A 14,956-nucleotide genomic window follows, 5' to 3' on the forward strand; every position below is an offset into this window, starting at 1 on the left:
CGCTACAAGGAGCGCAACACCGTCGAACGCTGCGTCAACAAGCTCCGCCAGAATCGCGCCGTGGCGACCCGGTACGACAAGCGGGAGCTTATCTACCAGGGCACTCTCGATGTTGCCTCGATCCGGATCTGGCTCCGCGACCCAGTCACATGATCACGGGACACGCCCTAAGCCGGTGACGGACGAAGACGTTGGCGAGCGTCATGCCCAGCGTGCTCGAACGATGCCGTCTTCGTCGGGTAGGACCGCGACGAGCGCGCCAGGCTGGTCATCCGCATCGGCTGGATACACGGCACAGCGATCAGCTTCACGGGCCGTTTCCAGCCAGCTGGAAAGGTTGTCGTCGTCCAGCAGGTAGTCGTGGCGGAGTCGCCCAGTGCCTTTGTCTTCGATCAGGCACATCACGCCGGCGACCGAGAAATCTTCAGCGAGCAAGCGTCGAGCATGTGCCGAAATCTCGACCATGCTGCCGTCGTTCACTGCCACGGGTGCACCGATGAAGGCGGTGACCATGGCACGAGGTCTGAGCGCGGCACGGACACGGGCGGTCCCGTCCCCAGGGGCTACCAGGTGCCAACACCATGCGTTGTAGGCCCACATTTCAAGCAGTGGCACTTCCCCGTCGGTTCGTCTTGCCAGGAGTTCCACCTCCGCCCAGAACCCCGCATCCGCCGACCGGTGTGGCACCGGGTCCTCGAGATCCAGGTCGTAGGGCGAGGTGAAGCCTTCGTCCACGAAGAGCCCGAGGCCGCGCACCTGGTCTACCGCCTGGGAGCACGGCCGGTGGCTGCTGACATAGAGGTAGTAGTCCCAGCCGACCGCGAGACTGAAGCGGCCTTCGGCCTCCAGGCGGCACCACACACCGTCCTCGCGCAGCATCGCTCGGACCAGTTCCAGCCCCGCCGCAAGCGAGACCGGGCGGCCGTCATAGAACTCTTCCGCAGACAGGTTGGATACTTCCGGGCCGTAGCCGGTCAGAAGACGCCCGGAGCTGGTGCCGTGCAGTCCGGGAGTGCGTACGACCAACTCGTTGATCCCGGATGCTTGGGCGAACAGCTCTACCGCTATCAGATAGGCCGATTCCACCTGCTCGTACCGCCGGCGGGTGAGGACGCGGCCGTCGAAGGTCTGGCCGATCTCACCCATGGAGGTCCAATCGTCCCCGGCAAAGGCCCCGCTCGCGTCTCTCAATCGCGGGTCGTACTTGGTCACTCTGAAACGGTGGTCGAGCATGCTCCATCATCTTCCGACGGACGAAGCTCCGACAAGATCGTCTAGATGCGCCTGTCAGAGAGGGCCTGGGCACGACCTGTCGAGCGATGTCTCCAGAAGAGGGAATGCCGGATGCCGCAAACGATCATCACGCGAACAAGATCACGACAGACGAGCAGCCATCGAGCAACCATCATGATCACAATGGGGCATGGGCTGCCGTTGAGTTGGGCTCCAAATGAAGAAAGCCCAGGTCAACTATGCCAACCTGGGCTTCTTGCTGGTGCGCCGCCAGGGACTCGAACCCCGGACCCGCTGATTGAGAGTCAGCGGGGGCGTGGGAGGTGTTTGGCGATGAACAGGCCCTCCGCGCTGACGCACAGCTCGCCGCCGGCCGAGATGGTGCCGGTCGTGCGGATCTTGCGGCCGTCCACGGAGATCTGGCGTCCCGTCACGGTCAGCGGCTCGAACAGCGGCGTCGGCCGGTGGTAGCGCAGGGTCAGCTCGGCCGTCATGCCGGACGGCCCGCCCCAGGCGTTCGCCACGCCGAGCGTGTGGTCGAGCAGCAGCGCCGAGACGCCGCCGTGCACGAACCCGGGCGGCCCCTGGTACGGCATGCCCAGGACGACGACCCCCTCGATCGAGCCGTCGTCCTTGCCTGTGAGCGGGAGCGGCGGCGCGATGGCGTTCTCCGGCCCGGTGACCGGGTCGTGCCGGGTCACACCCTCGCCCCGCCACATGTCGATCATCCGCTCCTCGACGCCGGGAGCGTGCTCGTCCAGATAGTCGGCGACGGCGTTCAACCGGTCCGCCACCTCGGTCATCTCGGCGTCGGAGCCGTCACCGGCGTGCAGCAGCGAGGCGATCACCCGGCGGGCGGCGGCGACGGCCGCGTCCACGCCCTTGTTGTTCGCCTTGGCGGTGAGCTCCTCCAGTCTCTCGCTCATGCCGTCACCTCCGGCGCCGCCGCGGACGACACCGCGGGCGACACTGTGGCCGTCGCGTGCGTGAGAACGGGCGCGTCGTCGCGTTCCGGGCAGGTCGAGGTCAACACCAGCCGGTCGCCCTCGCGCCACACCGTGGTCCGGATCGTCTCGCCGGGGAACAGCGACCCGGCGAACCGCACCGACAGGCCGGTCAGCCGGGACACGTCACCGTCGAGCACACCGTCCACGACGGCCTTCGCGACGATGCCGTACGACGCGAGCCCGTGCAGGATCGGCCGGTCGAAACCGGCCATCCGCGCGAACTCCGGGTCGGCGTGCAACGGGTTGAGGTCGCCGTTGAGCCGGTACAGCAGGGCCTGCCCGGGGGTGGTGGGTGAGTCGAGCACGTGGTCGGGCTTCCGTTCCGGCGCGGCCCACGGGGTCTCCGGGCCCGGGTCGCCGCCGAAGCCGCCTTCGCCGCGCGCCCAGATCTGCATGGTGGTGGTCCACAGCGGCCCGCCGTCGGGGTCGGCCGCGGACTGCTCCATGACGATCACCGCGGCCTTGCCCTTGTCCCAGATGTGGGCCACGCGCGAGGTGACGGTGGCGGTGCCCGAGGCGGGCAGCGGCCGGTGGACCGTCAGGCCCTGGCCCGCGTGCAGGATCCGGCGCAGGTCGATGTCGACGCCGGGCAGGTGCATCGCCGTGGGACCACGGTCCCCGGCGGAGACGCCCTGCCCGGCGACCATCGCGAAGGTCGGGAGCACGCGCAGGCCGCGCTCGTAGGTGTAGGGCAGCTCGGGGCCGGCGTCGGTGCCGCCCGCTCCCAGGCTGAGGTGGTAGAGCAGCACGTCGCGCCCGGTCCAGCTGATCTCGCGGACCGAGGGCGGCGCGCTGAGCGCCTTGTCGACGTCGATCGGCATGGTTCAGCCCTCCTTTCCTGTGTCGGAGCCGTTCAGCGTGCCCGCGCCGTACAGGGTGACGACGCAGGCGCCGCCGAGCCCGAGGTTGTGCTGCAGGCCGACCTTGGCGCCGTCCACCTGGCGGGCGCCCGCCTCGCCGCGCAGCTGCCAGGTCAGTTCGGCGCATTGGGCCAGGCCGGTCGCCCCCAGCGGGTGTCCCTTGGAGATCAGGCCGCCCGACGGGTTGACGACCCACCGGCCGCCGTACGTGGTGGCGCCGGACTCGGCGAGCGTGCCGCCCTCTCCCTCGGGGCACATGCCGAGCGCCTCGTACGTGAGGATCTCGTTGATCGAGAAGCAGTCGTGCAGTTCGATCACGTCGACGTCGTCGATCCCGAGCCCGGCCTCGGCGAACACCAACTCCTTGGCGGCGCGGGTCATCGGGGTGCCGACGACGTCGATGTGCGACCGGGTGGCGAACGCCTCCTCGGTGTCGGTGGTCAGCGCCTGGGCGAGGATCTCGACCGCCCGGCCCTCCAGACCGTGCTCGCGGACGAACCGCTCGCTGACGATGACGGCCGCGGCCGCGCCGTCGGAGGTCGGCGAGCACTGCGACCGGGTGAGCGGGTCGTGGATCGGCTTGTCGCCGAGCACCTGGTCGAGCGTGTACTCGTCCCGGAATTGGGCGTACGGGTTGTTCACCGAGTGCCGGTGGTTCTTCACCGCGACGGAGGCGATCTGCGCGGCGGTCGTGCCGTGCCTCTCCATGTGCTCGCGGGCCGCGTTGCCGAAGAACTGCGCGGTCATCGGCGCGTTCGCCCAGCCGCGGGTGCCGACCAGCACCTCGAGGTGCCGGTCCACGGTCGTCACCTTGGGCATGCCGCCCGACGGGTTCAGCGCGTCCTTGGTCATCTTCTCGAAGCCGACCGCGAGCGCGACGTCGGCCAGGCCGGCCTGCACCCACTCCCTGGCCAGCATCAGCGCCGTGGAACCGGTGGCGCAGTTGTTGTTGACGTTGATGACCGGGATGCCGGTCAGCCCGACCTCGTAGAGGGCGCGCTGACCGGCCGTCGAGGGACCGAACACGTAGCCGGCGGCGGCGCGCCGCACGGCGTCGTAGCCGATCCCGGCGTCGGCGAGGGCCGTGCCGACGGCCTCCGCGACCATGGCCGGGTACTCCCAGTCACGGGTCTCGATCTTCTCGAACTTCGTCATCCCCACGCCGATGACGAACGTCCTGTTGCTCATTGGGGTCTTCCTTCGCGTCCGGGGGTTCACGCCTTGGCGGGCACGGGCTCGGGGTCGCGGGGCAGGCCGAGCAGACGCTCACCGATGATGTTGAGCTGCACGTCTGTGGTGCCCCCCGCGATCGACATGCACCGGGAGTTGAGGAACATCCAGGTGGCGTTCCTCCGCGCGCCACGCCGCTCGGTGCCCTCCTCCCCCTCCTCGTCCGACAGGGACGCGGGGCCGGCCCAGTCCATGGCGGTCTCCCAGACCTCCTGGATGTGCTCGACTCCGATCAGCTTGGCGACGCTGGACTCGGCCCCCGGCTGCCGGCCGGACAGCGACCGGATCGTGGTCCGCAGACCGAACAGCCCGCCGGACTGGGCGTCGCAGAGGATGCCGCCGAGCCGGGTCAGCCGCTCGTCGTCCATGTCGTCGGGGGCGGTGCTCGCGAGCTGGAGCAGCGCCTCGCCGCCGCTCCCGAGCGACGAGTCGTGCGAGAGGGACACCCGCTCGTTGGCCAGCGTGGTGCGGGCCAGTTTCCAGCCGTCGCCGGGCTGGGCGACCAGCATGTCGTCGGGGACGAAGACGTCGTCGAGGAACACCTCGTTGAACAGCGTCTCGCCGGTCAGCTCGCGCAGTGGCCGGATGTCGATGCCGGGGCTGGACATGTCCAGCAGGAAGTAGGACAGGCCCTTGTGCTTGGGAGCCGAGGGGTCGGTGCGGGCCAGCAGGATGCCCCATCGCGCCTCGCGGGCCATAGAGGTCCAGACCTTCTGGCCACTGATCTTCCAGCCGCCGTCCACCTTCTCCGCGCGGGTGCTGAGCGCGGCCAGATCGGAGCCCGCGCCGGGCTCGCTGAAGAGCTGGCACCACAGGAAGTCCCCGCGCAGCGTCGCCGGGAGGAACCTCTCGTGCTGCTCGGGGCTGCCGTGCGCGATCAGGGTCGGCACCACCCAGGCGCCGATGATCAGGTCCGCGGCACGCAGCCCGGAAGCACGCATCTCCTCGGCGATCACGAGCTGGGAGACGGCGTCGGCGCTCTTGCCCCAGGGTTTCGGCAGATGCGGCGCCGTGTACCCGTGCTCGGCCAGGTAGGTGAGCCGTTCCGCGCCTTCGAGGGCGAGGGCCGGCTCCAGCTCGGCCCGGATCTCGGCGCGTACGGCCTCGGCCTCGGGCGGCAGCTCGATGCCGAGCGTGCGGCGGACGCCGTCCAGCGTGAGCCGGGCGACGCGGCGCCGCCACCACGCGGTGGAGCCGAGGAGGAGCCGCAGGCTCTGGGCCCGGCGCAGGTAGAGGCCGGCGTCGTGCTCCCAGGTGAAGCCGATGCCGCCGAGGGTCTGGATGCAGTCCTTGGCGGTGGAGAAGGCCGCCTCGACGCTGGTCGCGCCGGCCACCGCCGCGGCGAGTACCGCCTCGCGCGCGTCGGTGCCGGGGTCGGCGGCGCGCGCGGCGTCCCACGCGCACACCCTCGCCTGCTCCGCTCTGGTCAGCATCCGAGCGCAGCGGTGCTTGACGCCCTGGAACTGGCCGATCGGGCGGCCGAACTGCTGCCGCACTCTCGCGTACTCGGCGGCGGTCGTGGTCGCCCAGTCGGCGAGACCGGACGCCTCGGCGGCGAAGAGCACGGCGGCCAGGTCGAGCACGCCGTACGCGTCGAGACCGGTCAGGACGTCGTCCTCCGCGACGGTGACGTCCTCCGCGCGTACCCGCGACAGCCGCCGGGTCAGGTCGTGGCTGGCGAGGTCGGTCGTCTCGACGGCGGCGCGAGGCAGCACCACCCACGCGGTGCCGTCTCCGTCCGCAAGCGCGGCGGGCAGGACGAACAGGTCGGCGACATGGCCGCCCAGGACCGGATCCGACTCTCCGGAGACGGAGAGCCGTCCGGCGTCGCCGCGGGTGAGGGTGAGGCCGCCCGGCTTCAGTCCGACGGCGCCGATCGTGGTGCCCTCGGCGAGCCCCGGGAGGTGCGCGCGGTGCCCGGCGCGATCGAGGACGGCGCTCGCGAGGACCGTGGGCAGGAACGGGCCGGGCGTGATGGCGCGGCCGAGTTCCTCGACGACGACGGCGAGTTCCAGCAGGCCGTAGCCGGCGCCGCCCGACTCCTCGGGCAGGTGCAGGCCGAGCAGGCCCTGCTCGGCGATCACCGGCCAGAACTCGGGCAGTTCCTCCTTCTTCGCGTCCACGGCCCTGCGTACCGCCTCGGGCGTCACGTGGCGGGTGGTGAGGGTGCGGACCGAGTCCCGCAGGTCGCGGTGCTCCTCGGTGAGTCCGATGGTCATGGTGCTCTCAGATCCGTTCGATGATGGTTGCCGTGGAGTGGGCGCCGCCCGCGCACATGGTGATCAGCGCGGTGGACTTCCCACTCCGTTCGAGCTCGTACAGCGCCTGGGTGATCAGGCGGGCGCCGGTGGAGCCGACCGCGTGTCCCAGGGCGATGGCGCCGCCGTTCACGTTGACCTTGTCCATGTCGGCCTTGTGCACCTGCGCCCACGAGAGCACCACGGAGGCGAACGCCTCGTTGATCTCGACCAGATCGATGTCGGACAGGGACATCCCGGCCGCGCGGAGTACATGCTCGGTGGCCTGCACCGGGCCGTCCAGGTGGTAGTAGGGGTCGGCCCCGACCATCCCGGAGGCGACGATGCGGGCCCGGGGCCGCAGGCCGAGCGCCGCGGCCCTGTCCGCGCTCATCAGGAGCACGGCCGCCGCGCCGTCGCTGATCTGCGACGAGTTCCCGGCGGTGTGCACGCCGTCGGGGATCACGGGGGCGAGCTTGGCCAGTGCCTCCGGGCTGGTCTCGCGCAGGCCCTGGTCGCGCGTGACGGTGGCGGTCTCCCCCGTCGGCCCCTCCGGGCCCATCACGGGGGCCTCGACCGGGATGATCTGGCCGTCGAACCGGCCCTCGGCCCACGCCTGCGCGGCCCGCCGCTGCGACTCCAGGCCGAAGGCGTCCACGTCGGCGCGGGTGATGCCGCGCTTCTTCGCGATCCGCTCGGCGGCGGTGAACTGGTCCGGCATGTCGAGGGACCAGTCGTCGGGGAAGGGGCTGCCGGTCTCGGGTGTGAGCGCCTGGCCGAGGAAGACCCGGCTCATCGACTCGACACCACAGCCGATGCCGGCGTCGATCGCGCCGGACGCGATCAGGCCCGCGATCAGGTGCACGGCCTGCTGGGAGGACCCGCAGGCGCAGTCGATCGTCGTGCACGCCGTCGTGTACGGCAGGCCGGCGTACAACCACGCCTGCCGGGTGACGTTGTTCGACTGCTCGCCCGCCTGGGTGACGCACCCGCCGATCACCTGGTGGATCACCGAGCCGATCGCGTCCGGTTCGACGCCCGCGCGGTCGAGCAGGCCCTTCTGTGCCCGCCCGAGCAACGCGGCGGGGTGGAGCCCGGACAGCACGCCCCGGCGCCTGCCGACCGGCGTGCGCGCGGCCTCGACGATGACGGCCTCAGCCATTGACTTCTCCTTGTGGTTAGTTGGTTTCGCCGGAGAGCACGCGCTTGGCCCACCGGTAGTCCGCCTTGCCGCTGGGCGAGCGCACGACGTGGTCGACGACGACGAGCGAGGCCGGCACCTTGTATCCGGCGATCTGGGTACGGCAGTGCGCGCGCAGTTCCTCGACGTCGGGGGCGGCGACGCCGTCGCGCATCTCGACCACGGCGCCGACCCGCTCGCCGAACCTGGTGTCGGGCACCCCGGCTACCAGCACGTCCATGACGGCGGGGTGGGACTTGAGCGCCTGCTCGACCTCTTCGGGGAACACCTTCTCGCCGCCGGTGTTGATGCAGCCCGAGCCGCGGCCGAGCAGAATCGTGCTGCCGTCCTCCTCGACCCTGGCCATGTCGCCGAGCACCGCCCAGCGCACGCCGTCGATGACGGGGAACGTCCTCGCGGTCTTCTCGGGGTCGTTGTAGTAGCCGAGGGGGACGTGTCCGGTCCTGGCGATGAGTCCGATGTCGGGCGAGCCCGGCGTGAGCGGCTGGAAACGCTCGTCGATGACGGCGACCCGCGGGTTCGGGGCGAGCCGCATGAGGCCGTCCGGCCCCACCTGGAGCTTCCCGTCCACGCCGGACTCCGAGGCGCCGAACCCGTCGTTGATGTACAGGCCGGGAATGAGCGCGACCGCCTCCTCCTGGACCGACCGCGACAGGAGCGCGCCCCCGGAGCCGAGCACCTTCATCGAGCTCAGGTCGTACTCCGCGCCGTGTTCCCTGATGGCGTCGACAAGCGGGCGGGCGATCGCGTCGCCGACCACGGTGACGACGATCGCGCGCTCCTTCTCGATCAGCCGCAGCGTCTCGACCGGGTCGTAACGGCGCATCAGGATCACCGGCGACCCGCCGAGGAGGCTGGCGAACAGGGTGTAGGAGGCCGCGCCGTGCATGAGCGGCGCGGTGATCAGGTAGTTCAGCGCGGCGCCTCCGGCGGCGGCCGCCGCCAGGTCCTCCGCCGTCCGGTGCGGCGGGCCGTAGTGGTTGCCGCCGTTCAGTGCCGCGAAGTAGAAGTCCTCGTGCCGCCACACGACGCCCTTGGGCATCCCGGTGGTGCCGCCGGTGTAGAGCACGTAGTGGTCGTCAGCCGTGCGCTCGGCCACCATGGGCGCGGTCGCGGGCTGCGCGGCCAGCGCCTCGTCGTAGCCGATGACGCCGACCTGGTCCGGCCATGTCACGGGGGTCGCGGCGGAGTCGCTCGCGGGGGACGCGACGACCACCGCGTGCCGCAGCTTCGGGCACCGGTCCGCCAGACCGGCGGCGGCGGGCGTGAACTCCTGCTCGATGATGATCGCCACCAGATCCGCGTCGTTGTACAGGTAGTGCAACTCGTGGTCGGTGTAGCGGTAGTTGATGTTGATCGGCACTGCCCGGATCTTCAGGCAGGCGAGAAGCGCCTCGACGAACTCGACGCCGTTGAGCATGTGCAGGCCCACATGCTGGTGCGGTTCGACTCCGGCCGACTTCAGATGGTGTGCCAGCGCGTTGGCACGCTCGTCGAGCTCGGAGAAGCTCAACCGACGGTCACCGCAGACCAGCGCCAGTCGATCGGGAATCGCGGCGGCCACCGACTCGTACAGAGTCGCCAGGTTCAACGTCATGGCGAGAGACTAGAATCAATTCTTGTTTGCTACAACGACCCCATCCCACTGAGTGGCCGCGCCCCCTTGACGGCCGGAAGATCTCCTCCACTGAGCGGGACGACGCCGTTGGCCAAAACTAGAATACGTACTAATTTTGGCCCTCGAAGCTTGATCGACCGCGTGTGACAGGAGCAAGGACATGAGCCCGAACATCAGCCTGGAGGGCAGGACCGCCGTCGTCACCGGCGCGGGCGCCGGACTGGGGCGCAGCGAGGCGCTGGCGCTCGCCGCGCGCGGCGCCAACGTCGTCGTCAACGACATGGGCCCGGCCGCCGACGAGGTCGTGGCCGAGATCAAGGCGCTCGGCCGGGACGCCGTGGCGGTGACCGGCGACGTGAGCGAGTGGTCCATGGGCGACCGCCTCGTCCAGACCGCGGTGGACACGTTCGGCGGCCTCGACATCCTGGTCAACAACGCGGGCGTGCTGCGCGACAAGATGCTCTTCAACCTGGCCGAGTCCGACTGGGACGACGTCGTACGCGTCCACCTCAAGGGCCACGCGGCCGTGTCCCGCGCGGCCGCCGCGTACTGGCGCGAGAAGAGCAAGGCCGCCGGCGGCCCCGTCTACGGGCGGGTCGTCAACACCTCGTCCGAGGCGTTCCTCTTCGGCTCCGCCGGCCAGCCGAACTACTCGGCCGCCAAGGCGGGCATCGTGGCGCTGACCCTCTCGACCGCCCAGGGCCTGTCCCGGTACGGCGTGCGCGCCAACGCGATCTGCCCGCGCGCCCGCACCGGGATGACGGCGCACGTGTTCGCCGACGGTGAGAACACCGCCGAGGGCCTGGACATCCTGGCTCCCGAGCGGGTGGGCACCTTCGTGAGCTACCTCGCCTCCCCCGCCGCCGACGAGATCAACGGACAGGTCTTCGTGGTGTACGGCGACATGGTCGCGCTCATGGCGGCGCCCACCGTCGAGCGGAAGTTCACCGCGGCCGACGGCGTCTTCTCGACCGAGGAGCTCGACGCGCAGCTCACGCCGTACTTCAGCGGCCGCGGGCCGTACCAGAACTACGCCGCCTACAGCGTGGCCCAGCTCGACATGACGGGAGTGCAGAACGCCGCGGCGTCCAAGTGACGCCCCCCGCACGGCCGGGGCCGCCTCCCATCGGGAGACGGCCCCGGCCCCGTTTCCGGGTCAGTAGACGTCCGGTCCGCGGAGGGTGGCCTCGGCTCCGCCGTCGACGTAGATGACCTGCCCGGTCATGTGGGTGTTGGCCGGGCTGACGAGCCATGCGAGCGCCTCGGCGATCACCTCGGCCGTGGCGTGCCCGTTCAGGGGCATCGGCACCGCCGCCTCCATGGCCTTGCGCATCGCCTCGTCCTCGAAGAGGGGCGCCGACATCGGCGTGAGCACGACGCCGGGGGCGATCGCGTTGAGCGGGATGCCGGCGCCCGCCCACTGGGGCGTGACCGACTCGCGGCGCAGCCACTTCGCCAGGGCGGACTTCGACGACGGGTAGAGCCGGCGTCCCTCTCCGCGCTCGATGGCCCGCTCCGACAGGGCGACCGCGGTGTCCTCGTCGCCCTCCAGGCACGCGGCCACCACGCCCGGGTCCACGGGCTGGGTGCCGGAGATGGAGCCCACCACGGCCGCGCGCGGCGCGGGAGCGGCGGCGAGGGCCGGGCGCAGCCCTTCCAGCAGGCCGACGACGCCGAAGTGGTTGACCCGGACCGTCAGCGTGGTGACTCCGGAGACGCCCGCGCAGGCGACGACCCCGTCCAGCACGCCGCCCGACAGCCGCAGCACCGACTCCACCGCCAGCGCCCGGCCCTCCGGACCGCTGAGGTCGGCGCACACGTCGGCGTCCCTCAGGTCGACGCCGATCACCTCGTCGCCCTGCTCACGCAGCAGCTCGGCGAGCGCCTTGCCGATGCCCGAGGCCGAACCGCTCACGGCGATCTTTCGTGTCACGTGGTCGCTCCTTGTTCTGGTGTCGGGGCGCTCGGGTCAGGCGCCCGAGCCGCCGTCGGCCCGGATCTCCGCGCCGGTGATGTAACCGCCGTCGGGGGAGGCCGCGAACGCGATGACCCCCGCGATCTGCTCGGGAGCGGCGCTGCCGAGCAGTGACCGGATCCGCCCGAAATATCGGGCGTCCAGACCGTCGGGGATGACGTTCCCACTCGTCAGCGGGGTCGCGACGGTTCCGGGCGAGATCGGGACCACCCGGATGCCGCGCCCCACCACCTCGGCGGCCAGGCTGAGCGAGAAGGCCAGTACGGCCCCCTTCGAGGCGGAGTAGGCCGTCATGTACGGGTTGCCCTGAGTGGCGGCGGAGGACGCGATGTTCACGATGACGCCGGTCCGGTCGGGCAGGTGGCGCAGCGCCTCCCGGCAGAACAGCGCGGTGCCGACCAGGTTCACTGAGAACAACCGGTGCAGGTCCTCGACCGACAACGTGTCGATCGGCGTCGTCTTGTGTATCCCCGCGACGTTCACCAGGACGTCGATCCCGCCCAGCTCCGCCGCGGCGGCGCGCACGGCCTCGACGACCGCCGGCTCGTCCGTCACGTCGGCGACGTGCGGGACGATCCGGCCCGGCCCGCTCGCCGACCTGACGGTCTCGGCCAGGCCGTCCTCCGTACGGTCGACGGCGAAGACCGCCGCTTCCTCGGAGACGAGCCGGATCGCGGTCGCGCGGCCGATGCCCGACCCCGCGCCGGTGATCAGGACCTTCACGCCGTCGTAACGGTTCACTGCCCCTGCCCCTCCGAGCCCTCCTGGGCGTCCGCGCCCGTGCGCCGCCCGGCCGACCGGCACGCTATCCGTACGGCGGGCGGCGCGGGGAAGGTGATCCCGGTCACCGGGAGGCGGGGCCGCGGCCGTGGATCATCCGTTCCCGGCGGCCCCCATCGCGGCCAGCAACCTCCGCATGCGGTCGATCTCGATGCGCTGGTCGGCGTCCACGTGCGTGGCGATCTGGTAGACCTCCGGTTCCTCTCCCCCGCCGTCGGCGAAGAGCCCCTCCACCATCTGGATGGCACCGGTGTGGTGATAGATCATGAACTCGTAGAAGAGCCGGTCGAACGCGGCGCCCTCGGCCTTCTCCAGGTCGGCGAACTGCTCCTCGGTGAGCATCCCCGGCATGAGCCCACCGTGATCGTGGCCGGTCCCCGTGCTGTTCGGCACCTCCTCGAGGCGTGCCCGCAGCCAGCGCAGCATCAGCGCGATCTCGTCCTCCTGCGAGACCGTGATCCGCTCGGCGAACAGCGGGACGTCCTTGCTCGTGCTGCGGCCGGCGACCAGGCCGGTCATCCGCAGCGCCTGGGCGTGGTGGCGGATCATCCCCTGGACGAACCGGACATCCGCCTTGGTGTACTTCGCGCTGTCGGGTTGTCCCACGTCGTCGACGGAGAGGACCTTGCTGGACGCTCCCGGCGGGCCGGGCTGGACGACGGTCCGTTTCGGGCCCTCGGCGGTGCACCCGCAGAGCGTGGCGGCGATCAGGAGGGGAGGAAGAATATGCCGGAACGGGGTCAACGAGATCATTACGTGCACTCGCTTCCGACTACTGATGATCTATCCGCATTTGGAAGGTGTGACAGGGTATAGCACATTTACTCCTTCTTTGGTTACAGTCCACCCAACGCCGCGTAGATCTCTCAGCGTCCTGTCAGGGTCTGCTGGGAAATCGCCCGCGCGGGGTTGCCGGGTCACGCCAGCAAGACCGGAAAAGGAGGGGTGCGACCCATGCCGGATGACCGTACCGCGCGCTGGGGACGTGCTGGATTACGCAAACTCGGGGTGATCGTCGCGGGGGCGACGCTGGTGGGCCTGTCGCCCGCCACCGCCATGACGGCCGACGCCGCGACCACCACAACGACCGCCACCACCACGACCACAGCGGCCGCCGACACCGATCCCCGAGCCGGGCTCGGAGCCGGATGGCTGAACGCGCAGCAGGCGTCCAGCGGGCTGGATCTCCTCGCGCACAAGGACAAGCCGGACGGGTTCGTCCAGGCGTCCAATCCGGGGAACCTGTCGTACGCCAACTCGGACATGGCGTTCAGCGGCGACTACGCGTTCGTCGGCAACTTCAACGGCTTCAACATCTACGACGTCTCCACACCCGCGAACCCGGTGCTGACCACCTCCGTGGTGTGTCCGGGCGGGCAGGGCGACATGTCCGTCTACGGCAACCTGCTCTTCATGTCGGTCGAGGAGACCCGCGGCCGGCTGGACTGCGGCACACAGGGAGCGAGCGGCACGGTCAACCCGGACCGGTTCCGTGGCGTGCGGATCTTCGACGTGAGCGACATCACCAAGCCCGTCCAGGTGGCGGCGGTCCAGACCTGCCGCGGGTCGCACACCCACACGCTCGTGACCGGCAAGGACGACCCGGACAACGTCTACGTCTACGTCTCGGGCACGGCCGGCGTGCGCTCGGGCGCCGAGCTGGCCGGCTGCGCCAACACCGCCGCGACCGACCCGAACACGTCCCTGTGGCGGATCGAGGTCATCCGGGTACCCCTGGCCGCGCCGCAGAACGCGGCGGTCGTGAACGCGCCGCGGCTGTTCGCCGACCGGGAGACCGGAGCGATCGACGGCCTGCAGAACACCCCGCCCACGGCGCAGCACCCGTCCGGCTCGTCCTGGTCGCCGCGCCCGGTCACGAACCACTGCCACGACATCACGGCCTACCCCGCGATCGGCCTGGCCGCGGCGGCGTGCGCCGGCAACGGCATCCTCCTCGACATCTCCGACCCGGCCAACCCGGTCAGGCTCGACGAGGTGTCCGACCCGAACTTCGCCTACTGGCACTCGGCGACGCTGAACAACGACGGCACCAAGGTCGTCTTCACCGACGAGTGGGGCGGCGGCACCGGCGCGCGGTGCCGGCCCACCGACCAGCCGTCGTGGGGCGCGAACGCGATCTACGACATCGTCGACGGCAAGCTGACGTTCCGCAGCTACTACAAGCTCCCGGTCTCGCAGACGAACCAGGAGAACTGCGTGGCGCACAACGGGTCGCTCGTCCCGGTGCCCGGCCGCGACATCATGGTCCAGGCGTGGTACCAGGGCGGCATCTCCGTGTTCGACTTCACCGACTCGGCCAACCCGCACGAGATCGCGTACTTCGACCGCGGCCCCGTCAGCGCGACCTCGCTGGTCACCGGCGGATTCTGGTCCGGTTACTACTACAACGGCCACATCTACGGCAGCGAGATCGCCCGCGGGTTCGACTCGTTCTCGCTGACGCCCACCCAGTACCTGGACCAGGCCGAGATCGACGCCGCGGCCACGGCCACTCTCGACCGGTTCAACGCGCAGCACCAGCCGAAGCTGATCTGGCCGGCCGGCTTCGAGGTCGTACGGGCACGCTACGCGCAGGCGCTGCGCGCGGGCACGATGAAGAAGAACACCGCCGACAACGTCAAGAAGTTCGTCGACCGGGCCGAGCGGTTCAAGGACGGGCCGCAGAAGCACGCCGCCGTGGCGCAGCTGAGGGCCGTCGCGAACCAGCTCGACACCTCCGACGCCGCGCAGGCCGCGCTCGCCCAGGCGCTCCGCGCTCTGGCCGACGCGCTCGACTGATCCCGTTCCGCGTCAC

Annotated in this window: 12 protein-coding genes; 2 read left to right on the plus strand and 10 right to left on the minus strand. The window is 70.5% G+C overall.

Going from position 1 to position 14,956, the window contains the following annotated elements; genetic code table 11:
• Positions 1–201: 201 nt before the first annotated feature.
• The 7 genes from AB0I59_RS35710 to AB0I59_RS35740 form a co-directional block, all read right to left on the minus strand.
• Positions 202–1,212 (minus strand): hypothetical protein, encoded by a 1,011-nt coding sequence (locus AB0I59_RS35710; RefSeq protein WP_358140087.1) that lies wholly within the window; start codon positions 1,210–1,212, stop codon positions 202–204.
• A 326-nt stretch (positions 1,213–1,538) separates the two neighbouring features.
• Positions 1,539–2,159 carry a PaaI family thioesterase gene (locus tag AB0I59_RS35715; protein ID WP_061259514.1) on the minus strand — a complete coding sequence of 207 codons (621 nt, stop codon included), beginning with the start codon at positions 2,157–2,159 and terminating at the stop codon, positions 1,539–1,541.
• Positions 2,156–3,061, minus strand: a complete 906-nt coding sequence (locus AB0I59_RS35720) for a MaoC/PaaZ C-terminal domain-containing protein (RefSeq protein WP_061259515.1) — start codon at positions 3,059–3,061, stop codon at positions 2,156–2,158. Before AB0I59_RS35720 ends, AB0I59_RS35715 begins: the two co-directional genes overlap by 4 nt.
• 3 nt (positions 3,062–3,064) lie before the next feature.
• Positions 3,065–4,288: a lipid-transfer protein gene (locus AB0I59_RS35725; RefSeq protein ID WP_358140091.1), complete on the minus strand. Its 1,224-nt coding sequence runs from the start codon at positions 4,286–4,288 to the stop codon at positions 3,065–3,067.
• Positions 4,289–4,314: 26 nt separating this feature from the next.
• Positions 4,315–6,549 carry an acyl-CoA dehydrogenase family protein gene (locus tag AB0I59_RS35730; protein ID WP_358140094.1) on the minus strand — a complete coding sequence of 745 codons (2,235 nt, stop codon included), beginning with the start codon at positions 6,547–6,549 and terminating at the stop codon, positions 4,315–4,317.
• Between the two features lie 7 nt (positions 6,550–6,556).
• Positions 6,557–7,729, minus strand: a complete 1,173-nt coding sequence (locus AB0I59_RS35735) for a steroid 3-ketoacyl-CoA thiolase (RefSeq protein ID WP_061259518.1) — start codon at positions 7,727–7,729, stop codon at positions 6,557–6,559.
• Positions 7,730–7,745: 16 nt separating this feature from the next.
• Positions 7,746–9,365: an acyl-CoA synthetase gene (locus AB0I59_RS35740; RefSeq protein ID WP_358140099.1), complete on the minus strand. Its 1,620-nt coding sequence runs from the start codon at positions 9,363–9,365 to the stop codon at positions 7,746–7,748.
• Positions 9,366–9,546: 181 nt separating this feature from the next.
• Here AB0I59_RS35740 and AB0I59_RS35745 point away from each other — a divergent pair, with 181 nt between their 5' ends.
• Positions 9,547–10,482, plus strand: coding sequence for a 3-oxoacyl-ACP reductase (locus tag AB0I59_RS35745; protein WP_358140102.1), 936 nt, complete (start codon positions 9,547–9,549; stop codon positions 10,480–10,482).
• 60 nt (positions 10,483–10,542) lie between these two features.
• Here AB0I59_RS35745 and AB0I59_RS35750 read toward each other — a convergent pair whose 3' ends face one another.
• The 3 genes from AB0I59_RS35750 to AB0I59_RS35760 form a co-directional block, all read right to left on the minus strand.
• Positions 10,543–11,319: an SDR family oxidoreductase gene (locus AB0I59_RS35750; RefSeq protein WP_358140105.1), complete on the minus strand. Its 777-nt coding sequence runs from the start codon at positions 11,317–11,319 to the stop codon at positions 10,543–10,545.
• Between the two features lie 36 nt (positions 11,320–11,355).
• Positions 11,356–12,102: an SDR family NAD(P)-dependent oxidoreductase gene (locus AB0I59_RS35755; RefSeq protein WP_061259522.1), complete on the minus strand. Its 747-nt coding sequence runs from the start codon at positions 12,100–12,102 to the stop codon at positions 11,356–11,358.
• A 132-nt stretch (positions 12,103–12,234) separates the two neighbouring features.
• A complete protein-coding gene (locus AB0I59_RS35760) occupies positions 12,235–12,894 on the minus strand; it encodes a DUF305 domain-containing protein (RefSeq protein WP_061259523.1) in 660 nt (219 codons plus the stop codon).
• Between the two features lie 201 nt (positions 12,895–13,095).
• Between AB0I59_RS35760 and AB0I59_RS35765 the strand changes: the two genes are divergently transcribed.
• Complete coding sequence (locus AB0I59_RS35765; RefSeq protein ID WP_358140109.1) at positions 13,096–14,940, plus strand: LVIVD repeat-containing protein; 1,845 nt, start codon at positions 13,096–13,098, stop codon at positions 14,938–14,940.
• Positions 14,941–14,956: the final 16 nt, after the last annotated feature.

Source organism: Microtetraspora glauca, assembly GCF_040656155.1.
In the GTDB taxonomy this organism is placed as follows: Bacteria; Actinomycetota; Actinomycetes; order Streptosporangiales; family Streptosporangiaceae; genus Microtetraspora; species Microtetraspora glauca.